The organism is Rhizobium sp. MHM7A (genome assembly GCF_005862215.1).
Classification (GTDB): domain Bacteria; phylum Pseudomonadota; class Alphaproteobacteria; order Rhizobiales; family Rhizobiaceae; genus Rhizobium; species Rhizobium bangladeshense.
Genome location: NZ_VCHT01000013.1, coordinates 175799 through 197218 on the forward strand (window position 1 = coordinate 175799; position 21420 = coordinate 197218).

Annotated in this window: 17 protein-coding genes; 10 read left to right on the top strand and 7 right to left on the bottom strand. The window is 62.9% G+C overall.

Going from position 1 to position 21420, the window contains the following annotated elements; all coding sequences use genetic code 11:
- The first annotated feature begins 28 nt into the window (after positions 1-28).
- From FFR93_RS31435 to FFR93_RS31445, 3 genes are all read left to right on the top strand, one after another.
- Positions 29-715 carry a response regulator gene (locus FFR93_RS31435; RefSeq protein WP_138396065.1) on the top strand — a complete coding sequence of 229 codons (687 nt, stop codon included), beginning with the start codon at positions 29-31 and terminating at the stop codon, positions 713-715.
- Positions 716-717: 2 nt separating this feature from the next.
- Positions 718-1977 (top strand): ATP-binding protein, encoded by a 1260-nt coding sequence (locus tag FFR93_RS31440; protein WP_138396066.1) that lies wholly within the window; start codon positions 718-720, stop codon positions 1975-1977.
- A gap of 101 nt (positions 1978-2078) precedes the next feature.
- Entirely contained in the window at positions 2079-3530 is a 1452-nt protein-coding gene (locus FFR93_RS31445; RefSeq protein ID WP_138396067.1) for an efflux transporter outer membrane subunit, read from the top strand.
- 17 nt (positions 3531-3547) lie between these two features.
- Here FFR93_RS31445 and FFR93_RS31450 read toward each other — a convergent pair whose 3' ends face one another.
- From FFR93_RS31450 to FFR93_RS31475, 6 genes are all read right to left on the bottom strand, one after another.
- Positions 3548-4384, bottom strand: a complete 837-nt coding sequence (locus tag FFR93_RS31450) for a CoA ester lyase (RefSeq protein WP_138396068.1) — start codon at positions 4382-4384, stop codon at positions 3548-3550.
- Positions 4381-4833 carry a MaoC family dehydratase gene (locus FFR93_RS31455; RefSeq protein ID WP_138396069.1) on the bottom strand — a complete coding sequence of 151 codons (453 nt, stop codon included), beginning with the start codon at positions 4831-4833 and terminating at the stop codon, positions 4381-4383. The genes FFR93_RS31450 and FFR93_RS31455 overlap by 4 nt, the downstream gene beginning before the upstream one ends.
- Entirely contained in the window at positions 4833-6698 is a 1866-nt protein-coding gene (locus FFR93_RS31460) for an acetyl/propionyl/methylcrotonyl-CoA carboxylase subunit alpha (RefSeq protein ID WP_138396070.1), read from the bottom strand. The genes FFR93_RS31455 and FFR93_RS31460 overlap by 1 nt, the downstream gene beginning before the upstream one ends.
- 7 nt (positions 6699-6705) lie before the next feature.
- A complete protein-coding gene (locus FFR93_RS31465; protein WP_138396071.1) occupies positions 6706-8316 on the bottom strand; it encodes a carboxyl transferase domain-containing protein in 1611 nt (536 codons plus the stop codon).
- Positions 8313-9458: an acyl-CoA dehydrogenase family protein gene (locus FFR93_RS31470; protein ID WP_138396072.1), complete on the bottom strand. Its 1146-nt coding sequence runs from the start codon at positions 9456-9458 to the stop codon at positions 8313-8315. Before FFR93_RS31470 ends, FFR93_RS31465 begins: the two co-directional genes overlap by 4 nt.
- Before the next feature lie 170 nt (positions 9459-9628).
- Positions 9629-10693, bottom strand: coding sequence for an AraC family transcriptional regulator (locus tag FFR93_RS31475; protein ID WP_138396073.1), 1065 nt, complete (start codon positions 10691-10693; stop codon positions 9629-9631).
- 81 nt (positions 10694-10774) lie between these two features.
- Here FFR93_RS31475 and FFR93_RS31480 point away from each other — a divergent pair, with 81 nt between their 5' ends.
- From FFR93_RS31480 to lpdA, 7 genes are all read left to right on the top strand, one after another.
- Positions 10775-11542, top strand: coding sequence for a 3-hydroxyacyl-CoA dehydrogenase (locus tag FFR93_RS31480; RefSeq protein WP_138396074.1), 768 nt, complete (start codon positions 10775-10777; stop codon positions 11540-11542).
- Between the two features lie 22 nt (positions 11543-11564).
- Positions 11565-12752, top strand: a complete 1188-nt coding sequence (locus FFR93_RS31485; RefSeq protein WP_138396075.1) for an acetyl-CoA C-acyltransferase — start codon at positions 11565-11567, stop codon at positions 12750-12752.
- Between the two features lie 18 nt (positions 12753-12770).
- On the top strand, positions 12771-13898 hold the full coding sequence (locus FFR93_RS31490; RefSeq protein ID WP_138396076.1) for an acyl-CoA dehydrogenase family protein: 1128 nt from the start codon (positions 12771-12773) through the stop codon (positions 13896-13898).
- Positions 13899-13959: 61 nt separating this feature from the next.
- A complete protein-coding gene (locus FFR93_RS31495; RefSeq protein WP_138396077.1) occupies positions 13960-15192 on the top strand; it encodes a 3-methyl-2-oxobutanoate dehydrogenase (2-methylpropanoyl-transferring) subunit alpha in 1233 nt (410 codons plus the stop codon).
- 1 nt (position 15193) lies between these two features.
- The gene (locus FFR93_RS31500) at positions 15194-16207 is read left to right on the top strand and encodes an alpha-ketoacid dehydrogenase subunit beta (RefSeq protein WP_138396078.1); all 1014 of its coding nucleotides are present in this window, start codon (positions 15194-15196) and stop codon (positions 16205-16207) included.
- Between the two features lie 3 nt (positions 16208-16210).
- A complete protein-coding gene (locus FFR93_RS31505; protein WP_138396079.1) occupies positions 16211-17455 on the top strand; it encodes a dihydrolipoamide acetyltransferase family protein in 1245 nt (414 codons plus the stop codon).
- 2 nt (positions 17456-17457) lie between these two features.
- Positions 17458-18855 carry a dihydrolipoyl dehydrogenase gene (gene lpdA, locus FFR93_RS31510; RefSeq protein ID WP_138396080.1) on the top strand — a complete coding sequence of 466 codons (1398 nt, stop codon included), beginning with the start codon at positions 17458-17460 and terminating at the stop codon, positions 18853-18855.
- A 98-nt stretch (positions 18856-18953) separates the two neighbouring features.
- Here lpdA and FFR93_RS31515 read toward each other — a convergent pair whose 3' ends face one another.
- Positions 18954-21365, bottom strand: coding sequence for a PAS domain-containing protein (locus FFR93_RS31515; RefSeq protein WP_138396081.1), 2412 nt, complete (start codon positions 21363-21365; stop codon positions 18954-18956).
- Positions 21366-21420: the final 55 nt, after the last annotated feature.

Below are 21420 nucleotides of genomic sequence, written 5' to 3' on the forward strand. Positions count from 1 at the left end.
TTGCCCGGATTGATAACGGATAACGCGAATGAACAAGGTTCTCCTGATCGACGACGATGCGGAGCTGACGACACTTCTGCAGGAATATCTGGTCGAAGAAGGATATGATGTCGTAACGGACACGGATGGTCGCGCCGCCATTGCTGCGGCGGCCGGCAATACGGTCGACATCATTGTGCTCGACATCATGATGCCCCGCATGAATGGGATCGAAGTTCTCCAAAGGATCCGGAAACTCAGCCAGGTCCCCGTTCTGATGCTGACGGCCAGAGGCGACGACGTGGACAGGATATCCGGTCTCAATCTCGGCGCCGACGACTATGTGCCGAAGCCGTGCTCTCCGGGCGAACTTGCGGCGAGGCTGCGGGCCATCCTGCGCCGGGCGGGTCAGCCGGCGGCCGGCGTATCGACCGACACGGTGAGAGCGGGGCGGCTGGTGATCCATCCGGGCAGCAGGCTTGCCGAGTGGCGCGGAGAAACCCTTGACCTGACCGGCACGGAGTTCAGCCTGCTCGAGGTCCTCGCCCGCAGCGCCGGCCAGCTGGTGTCGAAGCAGGAAATTTCGAAACGCGCCTTCGGCAAGCCGCTGACGCCGTTCGATCGCCGTATCGACGTCCACATCAGCAGCGTTCGCCAGAAGCTCGGGCTGCGGGAGGACGGACAATCCTGGATTCAGTCCGTCCGCGGCCAGGGCTACCAACTTCTCGTGGACTGACCATGCCCCGGCTTTTCTGGAAGTTCTTCGCGATCATCTGGCTGACGCTGACCACGACCGTCGGCGTGATCATCCTGCTCGTCAACCTTCTCCAAGGCGTGCCTTTTGCGCGGGAACTGGAACAGGAGCGACGGTCGATCGCGTTGAACCTAACCGCAAATGTGCTGGTGAGGGACGGAGAGGAAGCGGCAGCATATTTCGTGCGTTCAAGTGAAGACACGCTGCCGCACGGTCTGACCATCTCCAAAACCGCGAAACCCGATGCATGTTCGGATCCGAAGGCGGCTGATACGCGATCCGTTCTGAAGGAGGGGATCTGCTATCGGATATTCCTGCCAGCCCCTCCCACTTTCACCTTCGAGAATTTTGGCCCGTTTATGCCGTGGCTCACGATCCTGATCTCCAGCACGATATCCGCCTGGGCACTGGCACGATACCTCATCCGCCCCGTGGTGCACTTGCGCGATGGCTTGAGCGCGCTTGCGCATGGCCGCTTCGACTTCCGCATCGGCGACAAGATGGCCGGCCGGAAGGACGAGGTGACGGCGCTTGCCCACGACTTCGATTCGAGCGCCTCACGGCTTCAGGAACTTCAGGACGCGCAGCAGAGATTGTTTCACGACGTTTCTCATGAACTGCGTTCGCCTTTGTCCCGGCTGCAGGCCGCCGTCGGGGTACTCCGGCAGAGTCCGGCCAAACTTGGCGCCATGCTGGATCGCATGGACCGGGAGGTCGAACGGCTCGACGTGCTGGTGGGAGAGGTTCTGACGCTTGCCAGGCTGACGGCGGGATCCGGCCTGCCGCTGAAGACGCAGACCGTCGATGTCATCGAGTTGTTGAACGAAATCCTCGGCGATGCGGCCTTCGAAGCCCAGGCAAGGGAGGTCTCGATCACGACGAGCGTCGAGGGTATCTTCCGAGCCGAGGTCGAAGGCGAGCTGATCTACCGGGCGCTGGAAAACGTCGTCCGCAACGCGATCAAATACACGGCCGAGCATTCGTTCATATCCGTGTCTTGCGAGACGGCAGCCGACCGCATCAAGATCTGCGTCACGGATCAGGGGCCAGGCGTCAAACGGGACGAACTCGAACGAATCTTCCAGCCATTCTCACGCGGGAAAGAAGCGGTGCCGAGAGGCGGATACGGCCTCGGACTCGCCATCACCAGGCAGGCTATCGAACGCCATGGCGGACGTGTGCATGCGTCGTTGCCGGAGGCGGGGGGGCTGGCGATCACACTGGAGCTCCCCAGAAAGCGTTGATCCTTTCTGCCGGGTTTTACCCAACTTTACAGTTTCTTAACCGTCATTAACGCTGGCGTCGCTAAGCCTGAACCCACCATCCCGGTTCAGAAGGCTCGCCAGTGAGTAAGTCGCTTCACACAAGATTATCGTCCCTCCGCTACGCCGCATCCGCGTTCACACTGCTGCTCGCAGGCTGCGTCAGCGGCCCGGATCACGTTCTCCCTGAGATGCCGCTTCCCGCGAAATTCGTGGAGGGGGGTAGCAAGAGCAACGGCGATGTCGTGACGGCAGAGTGGTGGACGGGCTATCGCGACAAGAAGCTCGATGGGCTGGTCGCCCACGGAGTGAGCGAGAATCTTGATGTGCTGCAGGCGCTGGAGAGTATCAATTCGGCTTTCGCCAACGTCACTGTCGCCGGTGCAGGCGGTCTGCCGAGCCTGAGCGTGGACGCATCGCACACCGTGTCCGGCGAAAAGGGGCGGCTGCGCACGACGGTCGGCACCACGAACACGACGGGAGGCGATGTCAGCCTGTCCTGGCTGCTGGACTTGTTCGGCCAGTATCGTCGCTCGAAGGAGAGTGCCATCGCCTCTGTTGGGGCCGCCTATGCCACGGGCGACAATGCGAAGCTCACCTTCCTGAAAGACCTGATCGAGAGTTATATCGACGCTCGCTACTATCAGGAGCGGATTGCGCTTTCACAGGCGAATTTGAAATCCCGTCAGCAGACTTACGAACTCACGCAGCTGCAGCTGAAAGCTGGTGCGGCCTCCCGCCTCGACGTGGTTCAGGCCGAGGGCCTGGTACAGTCGACAAAGTCGGAAATTCCCGGCCTCGAACAGAGTTTCACCGAGTCGGTCCATCACATTGCCACTCTGCTCGGAATGCCGGCGGCTTCGCTGACGGACGAGCTGCGCAAGAATACAGGCCAGCCGGTGTTCCGCGGCGACATTCGCGCCGGTATCCCGGCCGATCTCATCCGCAACCGTCCCGATATAAGGAAGGCCGAACGCGAGCTGGCAGCGGCCGTGGCCGATATCGGTGCAGCCGAAGCCCAGCTCTACCCGTCGATCTCGCTCTCCGGGTCGATTTCGCCGAGCTGGATCAAATCATCGGGCACCAGCGGCGCAAGCCTGACCAGTTGGTCGTTCGGACCGACTCTCAACCTGCCGATTTTCGATGGCGGCAAGTTGCGGGCCAATGTCGATATCGAGAAATCCGACGCCAGAACCCAATATCTGGCGTGGAAGGCGGCGGTGCTGAACGGGGTCGAGGAGGTCGAGAATGCGCTTGCGGCCGTCCGCCACGACACGCAGACGCTGGGACCGTTGCGCAGGCAGGTGCAGACGGCGCAGGAATCGCTGGCGCTTTCAACCACGAGCTACAAGGATGGCGCCTCTTCACTGCTCGACGTTCTGGACGCGCAGCGGTCGGTCTCAGATGCCCAAGAAAGCCTCGCTGCCACCGTGCAGCAGATCGCGAAGGATTATGTGGATCTCTATGTCGCCATCGGCGCCGGTTACCTCGAGCCGGAGCAGGCCGCCTCCAGGCAAACGACAAAGTCGGGCTAATTCGCCGTAGATTCGGCCTATCGTCGGGCGCTTTCCAGAATGCGCAGCGCAAGCTTGAGATGCGGCAAGTCAAGCATACGCCCGTCAAGCTGGATGACGCCGGCTTCGGGCTTGTCAGCAAAGGCGGCGGCGACTTTCTCGGCCCAGGCGACCTCGGAGACGTCAGGTGTGAAGGCGTGATTGATCCCTTCCACCTGGCTCGGATGAATGGCCATCATACCGGAGAAGCCGTCGCGCCGGGCGCGGCCGAGATAGGCTCTGAGACCGTTGAGATCGCGGAAATCGGGATAGATGGTTTCGATCGCGGGAACGGCAGCTGCATGGGCTGCAAATAGCGTGAGCGAGCGGGCAAGCTCGTAAGGTGGCGTATAACGTCCGTCTGTCCGTCGCGCGGTCGAAGCTCCGATGGCGGCCGGCAGATCCTCGGCGCCCCAGGTCAGGCCGCAAAGGTGCGCCGAGACCTCCCGGTAGCTGCCGATCTCGAAGATCGCGGATGGTGTCTCGGTTGCGATCGGCAAAACGGGAAGAGCCGGTTCCAGCAGGGCCGCGAGTTTGCGCACGGAAACGGCCCCTTCTGCCTTCGGCAACATGATCGCGAAAGGATCAAGGCCGCTAAGCGCGACAAGATCGCCTTCGAATTCGGGCGAAGTCAGGGGATTGATGCGAATAAGCAGAGCGTTCTCGCCGGCACGACGCAGCATGAACTCGCGCACGGCCTCCCGTGCACGCGGCTTGTTAACGGGCGTGACCGAATCTTCCCAGTCGAGGATGACGGCATCGGCGCCCGAGGTGAGCGCTTTTTCGAAACGCTCCGGCCGGTCGCCGGGCACGAAGAGCAGCGAGCGCAGCCTCATGACGGTTTACCCTTCAGCATCGCCGTGCGCAGGCACTGGCAGACGATCTCGTCACGCTGGTTCAACGTGACATGCCGGAAAGTGACGATGCCGGCATCGGGGCGGGAGTTCGAGCGCCGCAGCTCCGTCACCTCGGTTTCCACCCGCAGCGTATCGCCGATGAAGACCGGCTTCGGCATCGTCACCTTGTCATAGCCGAGGTTGGCGACGAGCGTTCCGAGCGTGGTGTCGCCGACCGAAAGGCCGATGGTGAGCGCAAAGGTGAAAGTGCCGTTGACGACGATCCGGCCGAACTCGGTGGCGGCGGCGTAATCGGCATCGAGATGCAGCGGCTGCGGATTGTGCGAAAGCGTCGAAAACAGCAGGTTGTCGGTCTCGGTGACCGTGCGGCGGATCTCGTGGGCGATGCGGTCGCCGACCGTCCATTCGTCGAAATAGCGGCCTGCCATCACCCTTCCTCCTTGATGACGCTGACGACCAGCTGGTTTTCCGAAACCCGGACGCCCGTGGAAACCTGCAATTTCCCAACGATGCCGTCGAAGGGCGCGCGTAGCGTATGTTCCATCTTCATCGCTTCGACCGTCAGCAGACGATCCCCCTTGGCGACACGACGGCCTTCGGCGACGTCGACCGATATGACAAGGCCGGGCATGGGCGAAAGGATCGCGCCGTCGCCCGCACCCTGGCTTGCCTCGACCTCGCCCGCATGGGGCAGGCCGATCGGCCAGGCATTGCCGGCGTCGAAAAGCACCGTTTTCTGGTCGACCTCGACGGCATTCGCCTCAAGGTCGGGGCGCACACGCCCCCAGTAGAGGTGACCGTCAATGCGCACTCGAACGCGGCCGTCGCCTGGCCCGGCGATGCGAAAACCGGTGAGGGCTGACCAAGGATCGTCGGTCGTGCGCTTTGAAAGCACCGTGGCGGCGCTGTCGATCGCCGTTTCATCCGGCTGCTTCGCGGCAAGGCTTTCGCCATGGCGGTCGAGAAAGCCGGTGTCGATCCGTGCGGCGCGAAAATCCGGGTCGATGGCAATGCGGGCGAGAAGACCGGCATTGGATCTGACCGGCCAGACCTCGATCTCGGCGCAGGCAGCGGCGAGCTTCGACAGTGCGGCCTCGCGGTTCGGCCCATGCGCGATGATCTTGGCGATCATCGGATCGTAGAAGGCGGTGATCTCATCGCCCTGTTCGACGCCGCTGTCGACGCGGACCGCCTCCGGAAGTTTCAGATGTTCAAGCCTTCCGGTCGAGGGCAGGTAGCCGGCGGCGGGATTTTCGGCATAGAGCCGGGCTTCGAAGGCCCAGCCTTTCATGGCGATCTCGTCCTGGCTCTTCGGCAGCGGCTCGCCGCTCGCGACCTTCAGCTGCCAGAGCACCAGATCCTCGCCAGATATCGCTTCGGTCACCGGATGTTCCACCTGCAGGCGCGTATTCATCTCCATGAACCAGATGCGATCCGGTCGCAGCCCTTGCGAGGCATCGGCGATGAACTCGACAGTGCCGGCGCCGACATAGCTCACTGCTCTTGCGGCCTTCACCGCCGCATCGCAGATCGCCGCGCGCGTGGCGGCATCAAGCCCTGGGGCTGGGGCTTCCTCGATGACTTTCTGGTGCCGGCGCTGCAGCGAACAGTCGCGTTCGAAAAGATGGACGCAGTTGCCGTGCTGGTCGGCGAAGATTTGCACCTCGATATGACGCGGGTTGACGATATAGCGTTCGATGAGAACCCGATCGTCGCCAAACGAGGCGGCGGCTTCGCGGCGGCAGGAGGCGAGGAGCTCGCTGAAATCCTCACGCCGGTCGACGCGGCGCATGCCCTTGCCGCCGCCGCCGGCGACAGCCTTGATGAGGACGGGGTAGCCGATGGCATTGGCCTCGGCCGCAAGCCTTGCTTCGCTCTGGTCCGGCCCCAGATAACCGGGCGTGACCGGCACGCCGGCTGCCTGCAACAGTGCCTTGGCCGCGTCCTTCAGGCCCATCGCCCGGATTGCGGCCGGCGGCGCGCCGACCCAGACGATGCCTGCCTTCTCGACCGCTTCGGCAAATTCGGCATTTTCCGACAGGAAACCGTAGCCCGGATGGATCGCGGCCGCGCCGGTTTTGCGGGCTGCTTCGAGGATGCGTGCCTCAGACAGATAGCTTTCGCGGGCCGGCGGCGGCCCGATGGCGATCGCCTCGTCGGCTTCTCTGACGAAGGGCAGGCCGGCATCGGCCTCGGAATAGACGGCGATGGTGCGGATGCCGGCAGTCTTTGCCGTGCGGATGATGCGGCGGGCGATTTCGCCTCTGTTGGCTATGAGAAGGCTTTCCATCATAGCCGCCTCACATCCGAAACAGCCCAAAGCGCGGCCCTTTTGGGATCGGCGCATTCAGGCAGGCGGAAAATGCAAGGCCGAGTACTTCGCGCGTCTGTTTGGGATCGATGATGCCGTCGTCCCAGAGGCGGGCCGTGGCATAATAGGGATTGCCCTCGGCCTCGTAGCCGGCGCGGATCGGCGCCTTGAAAGCCTCCTCTTCTTCGACAGACCAATTCTCTCCGCGCGCCTCCAGCGCGTCGCGGCGGATGGTGGCGAGCACGGAGGCGGCCTGTTCACCGCCCATGACGCTGATGCGGCTGTTCGGCCAGGTGAAGAGGAAACGCGGGCGATAGGCGCGGCCGCACATGCCGTAATTGCCCGCGCCGAAACTGCCGCCGATGATGACGGTGACCTTCGGCACGGTCGCTGTCGCAACCGCCGTCACCAGCTTTGCCCCGTCCTTGGCGATGCCGCCGGCCTCATAGCGGCCGCCGACCATGAAACCGGAAATATTCTGCAGGAACAGCAGCGGCACCCGGCGCTGGCAGGCGAGCTCGATGAAATGCGCGCCCTTCAGCGCGCTTTCGGAAAAGAGCACGCCGTTATTGGCGATGACGGCGACCGGCATGCCCCAGATGCGGGCGAAGCCGCAGATGAGCGTCGTGCCGTAGAGTGGTTTGAACTCGTGCAGTTCCGAGCCGTCGATGATCCGGCCGATCACCTCGCGCACGTCATAGGGCGAACGCACGTCATCGGGAATGAGGCCGAGGAGATCGTCGGCATCGAGCTTCGGCGGCCGCGGAGGCTGGATGTCGATATCGACCGATTTGACGCTGTTGAGGCTGGCGACGATATCGCGCACGAGAAGCAGCGCATGCTCATCATTTTCGGCGACATGATCGACAACGCCGGAGCGGCGGCCATGGGTCTCGGCGCCGCCGAGCTCTTCGGCCGAGATGATCTCGCCGGTTGCGGCTTTGACCAGAGGGGGCCCTGCGAGGAAGATCGTGCCCTGATTGCGCACGATGACGGTTTCATCAGACATGGCCGGCACATAGGCGCCGCCGGCCGTGCAGCTTCCCATCACGCAGGCGATCTGCGGAATGCCTTCGGCCGACATCTGCGCCTGATTGTAGAAGATCGCGCCGAAATGGTCGCGGTCGGGGAAGACCTCGGCCTGATGCGGAAGATTGGCGCCGCCGCTATCGACCAGATAGAGGCAGGGCAGCCGGTTCTGCAGGGCGATCTCCTGCGCCCTGAGATGTTTCTTCACCGTCATCGGGAAATAGGCCCCGCCCTTCACCGTCGCGTCATTGGCGACGATCATCACCTCACGGCCGGAAACACGGCCGACGCCTGATATGATGCCGGCGCCAGGCGCCTCGTCACCATACATGCCGTTGGCCGCCAGCGTGCCGATCTCCAGGAAAGGGCTGCCGACATCGAGCAGGAGCTGAATGCGGTCGCGCGGCAGGAGCTTGCCCTTGCCGGTATGGCGCTCGCGCGCCGTCTGCGATCCGCCCTCGCGCGCTTTCGCCGAACGCGCGTAGAGTTCGTCGATGAGGGCTTTGTTCTTGGCGGTATTGGCTTTGAAGCTTTCGCTGTCGCGATCGATCGCAGTCGAAATCACCGTCATGATGCGATGAGCTCCCGCCCGATCAGATAGCGGCGAATCTCGTTGGTGCCTGCGCCGATATCGTAGAGCTTGGCGTCGCGCAGGAAGCGCTCGACCGGCCATTCCTTGGTATAGCCGGCGCCGCCAAGCGCCTGGATCGCCTCCAGCGACACCTTCACCGCGTTCTCGCTTGCAAAGAGGATCGCGGCGGCCGCATCGGTGCGCGTCGCGCGGCCGGCATCGCAGGCGCGGGCGACGGAATAGACATAGGCGCGCGCCGAATTCAGCGCCACATACATGTCGGCGATCTTGCCCTGCATCAGCTGGAAATCGCCGATTGCCTTGCCGAACTGCTTGCGCTCCCGCACATAGGGCAGCACGACATCGAGGCAGGCCTGCATGATGCCGAGCGGGCCGCCGGCAAGCACGGCGCGTTCGTAATCGAGGCCGGACATCAGGATTTTCACGCCTTCTCCCTCCCGGCCCATCAGCGCCTCGGCCGGCACCTCGCAATCCTGAAAGACCAGTTCGGCGGTATCGCTGCCGCGCATGCCGAGCTTTGAGAGCTTCTTGGAAACGCTGAAGCCGGTCAGGCCCTTTTCGATGATGAAGGCGGAAATGCCTTTCGGGCCGGCCGCCGGATCGGTTTTGGCATAGACGACGAGCACGTCGGCATGCGGAGCATTGGTAATCCAGAACTTCGTGCCGTTCAGAATATAGCGGTCGCCCTTTTTCTCGGCACGCAGCCGCATCGAGACGACATCGGAACCGGAGCCCACTTCCGACATGGCGAGCGAGCCGACATGTTCACCGGAGATCAGCTTCGGCAGATGACGGCGTTTCTGCTCAGATGAGGCCCAGCGGCGGATCTGATTGACGCAGAGATTGGAGTGGGCGCCGTAGCTCAGGCCGACGGAGGCCGAAGCCCGTGAGACTTCCTCCATGGCGACGACATGCTCGAGATAGCCGAGACCGGCGCCGCCGAACTCTTCCTCGACGGTGATGCCATGCAGGCCGAGCGCGCCCATCCGAGGCCAGAGCTGACGTGGGAAGGTGTTGCTTTCGTCGATCTCCGCAGCCAGCGGAGCAATCTGAGCGGCGGCAAACCGCGCCGTCGTTTCACGGATCGCGTCCGCGGTTTCGCCGAGCGAAAAATCAAACATGGCACTCCTCCCGCTGAAATATGTAGCGCGGGTTGCGGAAGGTTCAAATAGGCACGTCCTCTCCACCCCTCATGCCTGTGACAAGCCCAGGCATGAGGGAGTGTGTTGAACGACCAGCGCCAAATAGCAGCGTGAAGTCTATGATGCTGCTGTTGATCGCGGATTTTGGCCTACGGCTCGCGGTCTTCCCCATCTCCGTTCCGCCGAAAAGCCTCGGGGCTCTTCCTCATCCATTTCCGAAAAGCGCGAAAGAACGCACTCGGTTCGGAATAGCCGAGCAGCACGGCAATCTCGCCGATGGTCTTCGTCGTGTTCAGCAAAAGCTCGACGGCGAGATCCCGGCGGATCTCGTCCTTGATGGCGGCATAGCTTTGTCCCTCGTCGTGCAGCCGGTGGCGGAGCGTGGAGGGCGGCATGCGCATGTCGGTTGCGAGTTCCGCGAAGCTCCGCCACATCGCAGGTGTTGCCTGGCTCAGGCGCCTGCGCACTGCGGCGGCGATGCCGGCATCGTAGCGATAACGCACCAGAATATTGGCGGGCGCGCCGCGCAGGAACTGTTTCAGCGCCTGTTCGCTGCGTGCAACCGGCAGGTCAAGCAGAGCGCTATCGAAGCCGAGGCGGCTGATCGGTTGCGAGAAGCGCACCGGCGCGCCGAAGAACAGCCGGTAGTCGGCGCCCTGTTTCGGCTCGGCGCAGCGGAAGTCGACGAGCCGGATGGGGATGCGGCGGCCGACCAGCCAGCAGGTGATGCCGTGCAGGATGATCCAGTAGGTACGGTAGGCGAAGGCCGATCGCGGGGCCCCCACATCTGTGAGCTCGATTTGGGCGAGACCGTCCCGGATGACGAGCCGTCCTCTGGGATCGTCAAGCACGACATCAAGAAAGCGCAGCGCTCGGCGTATTGCATGGCCCAGCGTCGGTGCATGAAGCACGCAGTGGCAGAGCAGCGTGAAGCTGCCGCTGCGCATCGGTCGGCCGCCCATGCCGAAGAATTCATCGTCGAGCTCGGCGGCAATCGTCAGCCAGAGCGCGCCATAGGTCTCGGCAGACACCGGCTGATCGACGACCGCCGGCAGGCCGACCCGCGCAAGGATTGGCGCCGTCGGCTTGCCGAGCCTCCGCAGGCTGTCGAGCGCCTCCTCGACGAAGCCCGGTGCGATCATGCGTCGCTCGATCTCGGCCATCCCAACCCCGCTATGGCAAAACTGGCCGAAATAATGGAGCAGTTCTGTCATCGCTTGCAATAGGTAGAGCGAATAGAATCCCGCCTGCCGGCAATATCTTGAGGAGGGGCCGGCGGCGAGGAGAAGAGATCCATGCTGATCCGCGGCGCAAGTTTCATCGTGACGGGAGGCGGCTCCGGCTTGGGTGCGGCGACGGCACGCATGCTCGTCGAGGCCGGCGGGCGCGTGACGATCGCCGATCTCAATATTGAGGCGGGCGAGGGTATCGCTCGGCAGTTCGGCAGCGATGCCCGCTTCGTCAAGGCCGATGTGAGCGATTGCGAGGCGGGAGCAGCCGTGGTCGCGGGGGCTGTCGAAGCTTTCGGCAGCCTGCGCGGTCTGATCAATTGCGCTGGGGTGGCGCCGGCCGAAAAGGTGATCGGCCGTGAGGGGCCGCACCGCCTGGAGAGTTTCGCGCGCACCGTCGGCATCAATCTGATCGGCACCTTCAACATGATCCGGCTTGCCGCCGCCGCGATCCAAACTGCGGAGCCGGATGGCGAAGGCGAACGCGGCGTGATCGTCAATACGGCCTCGGTTGCCGCCTTCGACGGCCAGATCGGCCAGGCGGCCTATGCCGCCTCCAAGGGTGGGGTGGCGGCGATGACCTTGCCGATCGCCCGCGAGCTCGCCCGTCACGGCATTCGCGTCGTGTCGATTGCGCCCGGCATTTTCGAGACGCCGATGATGGCGGGCATGCCGGCCGAGGTTCAGGCAGCCCTCGGCCAGAGCGTGCCCTTTCCGCCGCGGCTCGGCCGGCCAGCGGAATTTGCCGGGCTGGTGCGCCATATCATTGAAAACAACATGCTGAACGGCGAGGTCATCCGCCTCGACGGCGCATTGCGGATGGGCCCGCGTTGAGCGAATGGCCCAAGGAGGAAAGATGGCATTGCAGGACCCTATCGTCATCGTCGGTGCGGCGCGCACGCCGATCGGCAGCTTCCAGGGAGAGCTGAAGGAGGCTGCAGCGCCGGAGCTTGGAGCAACGGCGATCCGCGCCGCACTTGAGCGCAGCCGCGTTGCGGCCGAGGCGATCGAGGAGGTCGTCTTCGGCTGCGTCCTGCCGGCAGGCCTTGGCCAGGCGCCGGCGCGCCAGGCGGCGATCGGCGCCGGCCTGCCCTTCGCGACAGGGGCGAGCACCGTTAACAAGATGTGCGGTTCGGGCATGAAGGCGGTCATGATTGCCCACGACCTGATCGCCGCCGGCAGCGCTTCGATCGCGGTCGCAGGCGGCATGGAAAGCATGACGAACGCGCCCTATCTCCTTGACAATGCCCGTGGCGGCTACAGGCTCGGCCATGGGCGTGTCGTGGATCACATGTTCCTCGACGGGCTGGAGGATGCTTATGACAAGGGGCGCTTGATGGGCAGCTTCGCGGAGGATTGCGCCGAGGCCTATCAGTTCACGCGCGAGGCGCAGGATAGTTACGCTATCGCTTCTTTGACGCGGGCGCAGAAGGCGATCGCGCAGGGCAGTTTTGAAAGCGAGATCGTGCCGGTCACGGTCAGGTCGGGGAAAGCCGAGCAGGTGGCGAGCCGCGACGAACAGCCGGGCAGGGCGAAGCTCGACAAGATCCCGACCCTGAAGCCCGCCTTCCGAGACGACGGCACCGTGACCGCGGCAAATTCCAGCTCGATCTCCGACGGCGCGGCAGCGCTCGTGCTGATGCGCCGCTCCGAGGCGGAGCATCGCGGACTCGAACCCGTTGCTACGATCCTCGGCCATGCCACACATTCGCAGGCGCCTAATCTTTTCGCTACCGCGCCGATCGGCGCGTTGCAGAAGCTCTCGGATCGGACCGGCCTGGCGCTTTCGGACGTCGACCTCTTCGAAATCAACGAGGCTTTCGCCGTCGTCGCCATGGCGGCGATGCGCGACCTCGACCTGCCGCATGAAAAGGTCAATGTGCATGGCGGCGCCTGCGCGCTCGGCCATCCGATCGGCGCATCGGGAGCCCGGATTCTGGTGACGCTGCTTGCAGCAATGGAGCGCTACGACCTGAAGCGTGGCATGGCGGCACTTTGCATCGGCGGCGGCGAGGCGACGGCCGTCGCCATCGAACGGCATTAGCGGGAAGGGAGAAGCCATATGATCCTTTCCGAACTCCAGCAGCAGATTTCGGATCTCGCCCGCGACTTTGCCCGCGACAGGCTGGCGCCGGGGGCGGCCAAACGCGACCGGGAGCACCTCTTTCCGCGAGAGGAACTGAGGGAGATGGGCGAACTCGGGCTGCTCGGGATGCTGGTACCGGAAGCCTATGGCGGCTCGGATACGGGTGTCCTCGCCTATGCCGCGGCACTTGAGGAGATTGCCGCGGGCGACGGACCCTGTTCGACGATCATGAGCGTGCACAGTTCCGTCGGTTGCGTGCCGATCCTGAAATTCGGCACCGAGGAGCAGCGGCAGCGCTTCCTGCCGAAGCTTGCGACCGGCGAATGGATCGGCGGCTTTGCGCTCACCGAGCCACAGGCCGGTTCCGATGCCTCGAACCTGAAGACCCGGGCGGGGCGTGACGGCAACGACTACGTGCTCGACGGCGCCAAGCAGTTCATCACCTCGGGCAAGAACGGCGATGTCATCATCGTCTTTGCCGTCACCGATCCCGACGCCGGCAAGAAAGGCATCACCGCCTTCATCGTACCGACGGAGACGCCGGGTTACGAGGTAATCCGCGTCGAGGAAAAACTCGGCCTGCATTCCACCGATACCTGCCAGATCGCCTTCAACTCTATGCGCATTCCTGCGGACTTGAGGTTGGGCGCGGAAGGTCAAGGTTATCGCATCGCGCTCGCCAATCTCGAGGGTGGGCGGATCGGCATTGCGGCGCAAGCGGTCGGCATGGCGCGGGCGGCCTTCGAGGCGGCGCGTGATTACGCCAGGGAGCGCACGGCTTTCGGCCGACCGATTTTCGAGCACCAGGCCGTTGCCTTTCGTCTTGCCGATATGGCGGTGCGGATCGAGGCGGCGCGCCAGCTCGTCTTTCATGCCGCCGCCCTCAGGGAAGCCGGGCTGCCCTGCCTGGCGGAAGCTTCGATGGCGAAGCTCTTTGCCTCGGAGATGGCGGAGCGCGTCTGCTCGGATGCGATCCAGATCCACGGCGGTTACGGCTACATGGCCGACTATCCTGTCGAGCGCATCTACCGCGATGTGCGCATCTGCCAGATCTACGAGGGAACGAGCGACGTGCAGCGCATGGTGATCGCCCGCAATCTATAGAACCACATCCGGCCGTGCTTCCGGGGAGGGGGCAAGGCTGGCATAGGGAGGAAAGAAAAGCATGGTGGATTCCGCTCATTTGAGCCTGCATGTCCCCGAACCCGCCGTCCGCCCGGGCGGCCAGCCCGATTTTTCCAACGTCAAGATCGCCAAGGCCGGTGCCGTGCCGCGGCCGGAGGTCGATGTCGCGTCCGAGGACATCCGCGATCTCGCCTATTCGATCATCCGCGTCTTGAATCGTGACGGCGAGGCGGTCGGTCCCTGGGCCGGGTCGCTCACCGATGAGGAACTGTTGACCGGGCTTCGCAACATGATGAAGCTGCGCGCCTTCGATGCCCGAATGCTGATGGCGCAGCGCCAGGGCAAGACCTCCTTCTACATGCAGCATCTCGGCGAAGAGGCCGTCAGCTGCGCCTTCCGCAAGGCGCTCAACAAGGGCGACATGAATTTCCCCACCTATCGCCAGGCGGGCCTCTTGATCGCCGACGACTATCCGATGGTCGAGATGATGAACCAGATCTACTCGAACGAGAGCGATCCGCTGCACGGCCGGCAGCTGCCGATCATGTATTCTTCCAAGGAGCATGGCTTCTTCACCATTTCGGGCAATCTCGCCACCCAATATGTGCAGGCCGTCGGCTGGGCGATGGCCTCGGCCATCAAGAACGACAGCCGCATTGCCGCGGCCTGGATCGGCGACGGCTCGACGGCGGAATCGGACTTCCATTCGGCGCTCGTCTTCGCCTCGACCTACAAGGCGCCGGTGATCCTCAACATCGTCAACAATCAGTGGGCGATCTCCACCTTCCAGGGAATTGCCCGCGGCGGCTCCGGCACCTTTGCCGCCCGCGGCCTCGGCTTCGGCATTCCGGCGCTCAGGGTCGACGGGAACGATTATCTCGCCGTCCATGCCGTCTCCCGCTGGGCGGCCGAACGCGCCCGGCGCAATCTCGGGCCGACGCTGATCGAACATGTCACCTACCGCGTCGGCGCACATTCGACCTCCGACGATCCGAGCGCCTATCGGCCGAAGACGGAATCGGCAGCTTGGCCGCTCGGCGATCCCGTGCTGCGGCTGAAGAAACATCTGATCGTCACGGGCGTATGGTCGGAGGAGCGGCATGTGCAGGCGGAAGCCGAGATCATGGACGAGGTGATCGAGGCGCAGCGCCAGGCCGAGGCGCATGGCACGCTGCATGCCGGCGGCAGGCCTTCGGTGCGCGACATCTTCGAGGGCGTTTATGCGGAGATGCCGGCGCATATTCGCCGCCAGCGACAGAAGGCGGGGTACTGACATGGCCAGGATGACGATGATCGAGGCCGTGCGCAGCGCCATGGATGTGTCGATGGCGAAGGACGACAATGTCGTGGTCTTCGGCGAGGATGTCGGCTATTTCGGCGGCGTCTTCCGCTGCACCCAGGGCCTGCAGGCAAAATATGGCAGGACGCGTTGCTTCGATACGCCGATCAGCGAATCCGGCATCGTCGGCACGGCAATCGGCATGGCTGCCTACGGACTGAAGCCCTGTGTCGAGATCCAGTTCGCCGATTACATGTATCCCGCCTATGACCAGTTGACGCAGGAAGCGGCCCGCATCCGCTACCGTTCCAACGGCGATTTCACCTGCCCGATCGTCGTGCGTATGCCAACGGGCGGCGGCATCTTCGGCGGCCAGACCCACAGCCAGAGCCCGGAAGCGCTCTTCACCCATGTCTGCGGGTTGAAGGTGATCGTGCCTTCCAATCCCTATGACGCCAAAGGCCTGTTGATCGCGGCGATCGAAGACCCCGATCCTGTCATGTACCTGGAGCCGAAGCGGCTCTATAACGGCCCCTTTGACGGCCACCACGAGCGGCCGGTGACGCCTTGGTCAAAACACGATCTCGGCGAGGTGCCCGACGGCCATTACACGATCCCGATCGGCAAGGCCGAGGTGCGGCGGAAGGGATCGGCGGTGACTGTCATTGCCTATGGCACGATGGTGCATGTGGCGCTGGCAGCGGCCGAGGATGCCGGCATCGATGCCGAGGTGATCGATTTGAGAAGCCTGCTGCCGCTCGATCTCGATACGATCGTCAGATCGGTGACCAAGACCGGGCGCTGCGTCGTCGTCCATGAGGCGACCTTGACGTCAGGCTTCGGCGCCGAAGTCGTATCCCTGGTGCAGGAACATTGCTTCTATCATCTCGAAGCGCCGGTCGTGCGCGTCACAGGCTGGGACACGCCTTATCCGCATGCGCAGGAATGGGACTATTTCCCTGGTCCAGGCCGGGTCGGGCGGGCGCTTGCCGAAGTCATGGAGGCCTGAGCCATGGGCGAATTCATCATCAAGATGCCCGATGTCGGGGAAGGGGTCGCCGAGGCCGAACTGGTGGAATTGCATGTGAGGCCGGGAGATCCCGTCCGCGAGGACATGGTGATCGCCGCGGTCATGACCGACAAAGCCACAGTCGAAATTCCCTCTCCCGTCGATGGCACTGTCATCTGGCTCGCGGGCAGTATCGGAGACCGCATCGCGGTCAAGGCGCCGCTGGTGCGGATCGAAACGGCGGAAGGTGCCGGCGAAGCCCAACCGGTGCGGATATCGCAGGCGCCGACCGCCGAAGTGGTCAAACCGGAAATCGCGAGGCCCGTCCCGGCAGCGCCTGTCTCCGCTGCCCCGGCTGCCGCCGCGCCGCCCGTCGAAAAACCGCTTGCTGCCCCTTCCGTTCGGCTCTTTGCCAGGGAAAGCGGCGTCGATCTCAGGCAGGTGCAGGGGAGCGGGCCGGCCGGACGCATCCTGCGCGAAGATGTCGAGCAATTCCTGGTGCAAGGGGCCGCTCCTGCCCTCGTCAAGGGCGGATCCGTCAAGAAGACAGCGACCGAGGAGATCAAGCTCACCGGACTGCGGCGGCGCATCGCGGAAAAGATGGTGCTTTCCACCTCGCGCATTCCCCACATCACCTATGTGGAGGAGGTTGATATGACCGCGCTGGAGGAGCTGCGCGCCACCATGAACGGCGACCGCCGGGAAGGCCATCCGAAGCTGACGGTACTGCCCTTCCTGATGCGGGCGCTGGTGAAAGCCATTGCCGAGCAGCCTGAGGTCAACGCCACCTTCGACGACGATGCCGGCATCATCACGCGCTATAGCGCCGTCCATATCGGCATCGCCACGCAGACGCAGGCCGGCCTGACCGTGCCTGTCGTGCGGCATGCGGAAGCGCGCGGCATCTGGGAATGCGCCGCCGAGATGGCCCGGCTGGCGGATGCGGCGCGTTCGGGCACCGCGACGCGCGACGAGCTTTCCGGCTCCACCATCACCATTAGCTCGCTCGGCGCGCTCGGCGGCATCGTTTCGACGCCCGTCATCAATCATCCCGAGGTGGCGATCATCGGCGTCAACAAGATCGCCACACGGCCGGTCTGGGACGGAACGCAGTTCGTGCCGCGCAAGATGATGAACCTCTCCTCCAGCTTCGACCACCGCATCATCGACGGCTGGGATGCGGCGACCTTCGTCCAGCGCATCCGCACGCTCATCGAAACGCCGGCGCTCATTTTCATCGAAGGCTGACCATGAAAGAGATTGTCTGCAAGCTCCTCGTCATCGGCGCCGGTCCGGGCGGCTACGTCTGTGCCATCCGCGCCGGACAGCTCGGCATCGATACCGTCATCGTCGAAGCCGGCAAGCCGGGCGGCACCTGCCTGACGGTCGGCTGCATTCCCTCCAAGGCGCTGATCCATGCGGCCGAAGAATTCGACGCCACGCGGAAAATGCTGGCTGGCAAGAACCCGATGGGCATCCGCGTCGAAGGCGCCTCGATCGATCTCGCAAGGACGATCGCCTGGAAGGACGGCATTGTCGGCCGGCTCACAGGCGGCGTTTCGGGTCTGTTGCAGAAGGCGCGGGTGAAGATCGTCCATGGCCGCGCCCACTTCCGTGACGGCAAGACGGTGGAGGTAGAGACCGAAACCGGCCAGCAGGTCATCCGCGCCGAGACCGTGGTGATCGCCACCGGTTCCGATCCGGTGGAGTTGACCAATCTGCCTTTCGGCGGCCGCGTTATTTCCTCGACCGAGGCGCTGTCGCTGATGGAACTGCCGAAAAGGCTCGTCGTGGTCGGCGGCGGTTATATCGGGCTCGAACTCGGGATGGCCTTTGCGAAGATGGGCTCGGAGGTAACCGTCATCGAGGCGACGCCGCAGGTGCTGCCGCTCTATGATGCAGAGTTGGTGCGTCCCGTCATGCGCAAGCTGACCGAGGGCGGCATCCGGGTGCTGACGGGTGCAAAGGCGATAGGTCCTGCCGATGATGGCGAGGCATTGATCGTTGAAACGGCAAACGGCCGGCGTGAGACACTGCCGGCGGATTGCATCCTTGTCACTGTCGGCCGCCGCCCCCGAACGGCAGGTTCCGGTCTTGAGGAACTCGAGCTCGACCGCGCCGGTCCGTATCTGAGGATCGACGATCGTTGCCGCACCTCGATGCGCGGCATCTATGCGATCGGCGATGTCACCGGCGAGCCGATGTTGGCGCATCGGGCGATGGCGCAAGGGGAGATGGTGGCGGAGATCATTGCGGGCAAGAAGCGGGCCTGGGACAAAAGATGCATTCCCGCCATCTGCTTTACCGATCCTGAGATCGTCAGCGTCGGCCTGTCGCCGGCGGAGGCGCGCGCGCAAGGATATGAGATCCGCACCGCCCAATTTCCGTTCAGCGCCAACGGGCGGGCGATGACGATGGTCTCTGAGGAAGGCTTCGTGCGCGTCGTCGCCCGCGCCGACACCAATCTTGTTCTCGGCCTGCAGGCGGTGGGAGCCGGAGTCTCCGAGCTCTCGGCGGCTTTTGCCCTGGCGATCGAGATGGGTGCGCGCCTGGAGGACATCGCCGGCACCATCCACGCTCATCCGACCCGCAGCGAAGCGCTCATGGAAGCGGCGCTGAAAGCTTTGGGAAGCGCACTGCATATTTGAACGGAGCGGATCCAGAGGCGGCTGCGCCGGCTCGGATCCCATCAACTGCAGCCGGAATGCTTTGGCGTTTTAGTCGCCGAAGTCGAAATTGGCAGGATCTAGGAACGGTCTTGTCGAGGTATTGAAAACGCTACGGTCGCGCCTGGTCCATCATTCGATTTCGCCCACATGACACCGCCATGGTTCGCTATGATAGAGCGGCTGATTGAAAGTCCGATCCCCATTCCGTGTTGCTTCGTTGTGTAGAATGCCTCGAACAGCTTGTTCGCATTCTCAGTGGAGATACCGACACCGGTATCGGTTATCGACAGGGTCGCGCTGCCGCCGGGGTCGAGGTATGTGTGTATAAACATGCTGCGAGGTCGTCCCTCGATATCGGCCATGGCTTCTGTCGCGTTCAGGACCATGTTCAGGATGACCTGTTGTAACTGAATGCGGTCACCGATAACCCTGAGTACATGTGGCTCGAGCTTGAGATTGAGCGCAATCAACTTTTGCTGCATGTCTCGCGAAGATAGTGCGATCACCTCACGAGTGATCTCGTTCAGATCGATTTCTTCCATGGTTGGAGACTGCCGGTTGAACATGGCGCGGAGACGCTTGATTACCTCTGTCGCGCGCATGGTATCGCGTATCGTTCTGCGGGCGGTCTCGGCCGCGGCGGTGATGTTTGGAGGATCCATCGCGAGCAGGCGCACACAGGCGTTCGCGTTGGCAAGGATGCCCGACAATGGCTGACTGACCTCATGGGCGATCGACGTCGTAAGTGCGCTGATCGTCATAGCACGGGAAACATAGGCTAGTTCTTCTCGGGCTTTCGAGAGAGCTTCCTCGCCGCGTCGAAGAGCATCTTCAGCTCTCTTCGCTTCTGTAATGTCTTGAACCGTTCCCATGAAAACCGGGCGGTCGCCTATATAGTGGGTTAGGCGAGCCAATCCGCGTATGAATCTGACCGATCCGTCGGAGGTGACAATCCGGAACACGAAATCAGCACCCTCGCCCGCCAATCCTCGCTCCATTTCCACGTTGAACAGTTCGAGGTCATCCGGGTGGATGCGCCCCCGAACTGCATCGATACTGGGGTCCGTGTTCGGATCGAGATCGAAAATACGGTAGAATTCTTCCGACCAGATGTTCTCGTCCTGCGAAATGTCGGAAGTGAAGCTGCCGGTCGAGCTAATGCGCTGAGCAGCAACAAGTTGTGCTTGGCTTCGTTCGAACTGAGTCTCACGCTTCACAAGGGCCTCTTCGTGACGGGTCCGATCAATGGAGATCCCAGCGATGTGCGCAGCTCGTTCGATTACCTGCCTTTCATGGGGTGCAAACACCTTGTGCCGATGACGAAAGATAGCGAAGATCCCGGCCGTGTTGCCATAAGGGGAAAGTATCGGAATGGCTGTGCAAGCTTTGAGGCCGTTGACCAGCATGAGCTTTCCGATCGGAGTCTCCCGAAGCTCATCGCTGGCGCAGTCGAAGACCTCGACGGTACGCCGACTGATTGCGGCCGAAGCACAAGGCCCAAGTCCCATCTCGATAGCCTTCCCATCGAAGATCTCCTTGAACTCATTCGGTAAGCCGGGTGCTGCGCCAACTCTGAAAAACTTGCGGTCGAGGGACAACTCCAAGAAACAGCAGAAGCAATCTGCACTCAGATCCTCAACCAGATGGCAGAGCTTTTGCAGCACATGTGGCGTTGGGACGCCTCGACCCACCATTTCGAGAATCTCCACCTCATTTGCGAGAAGGTAGGTGGCATGCCTGAAATCTTGCACATCGCTTTGAAGCACGCAGTAGCGAGCCACATTTCCCGCTGCATCGCGGATCGGCACCATTCGTGTCTCAAGCCACCGCACCGCGCCATCAGCCCGGACGGCTCGATGCGATGCGGCATCCAATGCTCCCTCTTGCAGGTTGGCTTTTAGAGGGCCAAGGATGCGGTTCAACTCATCGGAATCGAAATTGCTGAGTTGTTGGCGCAGCGAAGGCTCTTGTGAAAACCCGTGCCACCGCCAAACCTCCTGGTTAGCGAACTCCAACTCGACCGTCGGGCTTACAAGCAGCGCCTGAATTGGCAGCGCATCCAAGAATCTCTGCATCCGGCAAGTCAGAACAGGAAATTCGTGGTCCGCGGGCGTCTCGTCAGATCCGACCGCAAGCCAGCAATATGCGCCTTCGTGACTGTCGTCCAGCGGTGAAGCCGACAAGGCAAACCACCGGTACTCACCGTCCCAGCGGCGCAATCGCCCCTCAATCGCAACATGCAAGCTATTGCACTGTGCATCCTCCAGCTTCTCGACGATCACACTTGCATCATCAGGATGGAAGGCAGTCAGCCACTGGCCCGGAACGCCCGCTGTCCATTCCAGACCGGTGTATTTTGCGAGACGGTGATTTGCGTAGGTAACAGCACCCGCTCCGTCCGTTGTCCAGACTAGGCCAGGTAAACGCTCCAGAATACTTGCCGCGCTCGGTCCAGTCAGAAACCGTTCCTCTTCGAGTGAGATAGGCATGGACTTATCACCGTTCTACCGCTCTCGTAGTGACGATCTGTCTCCAGTTTTCGGA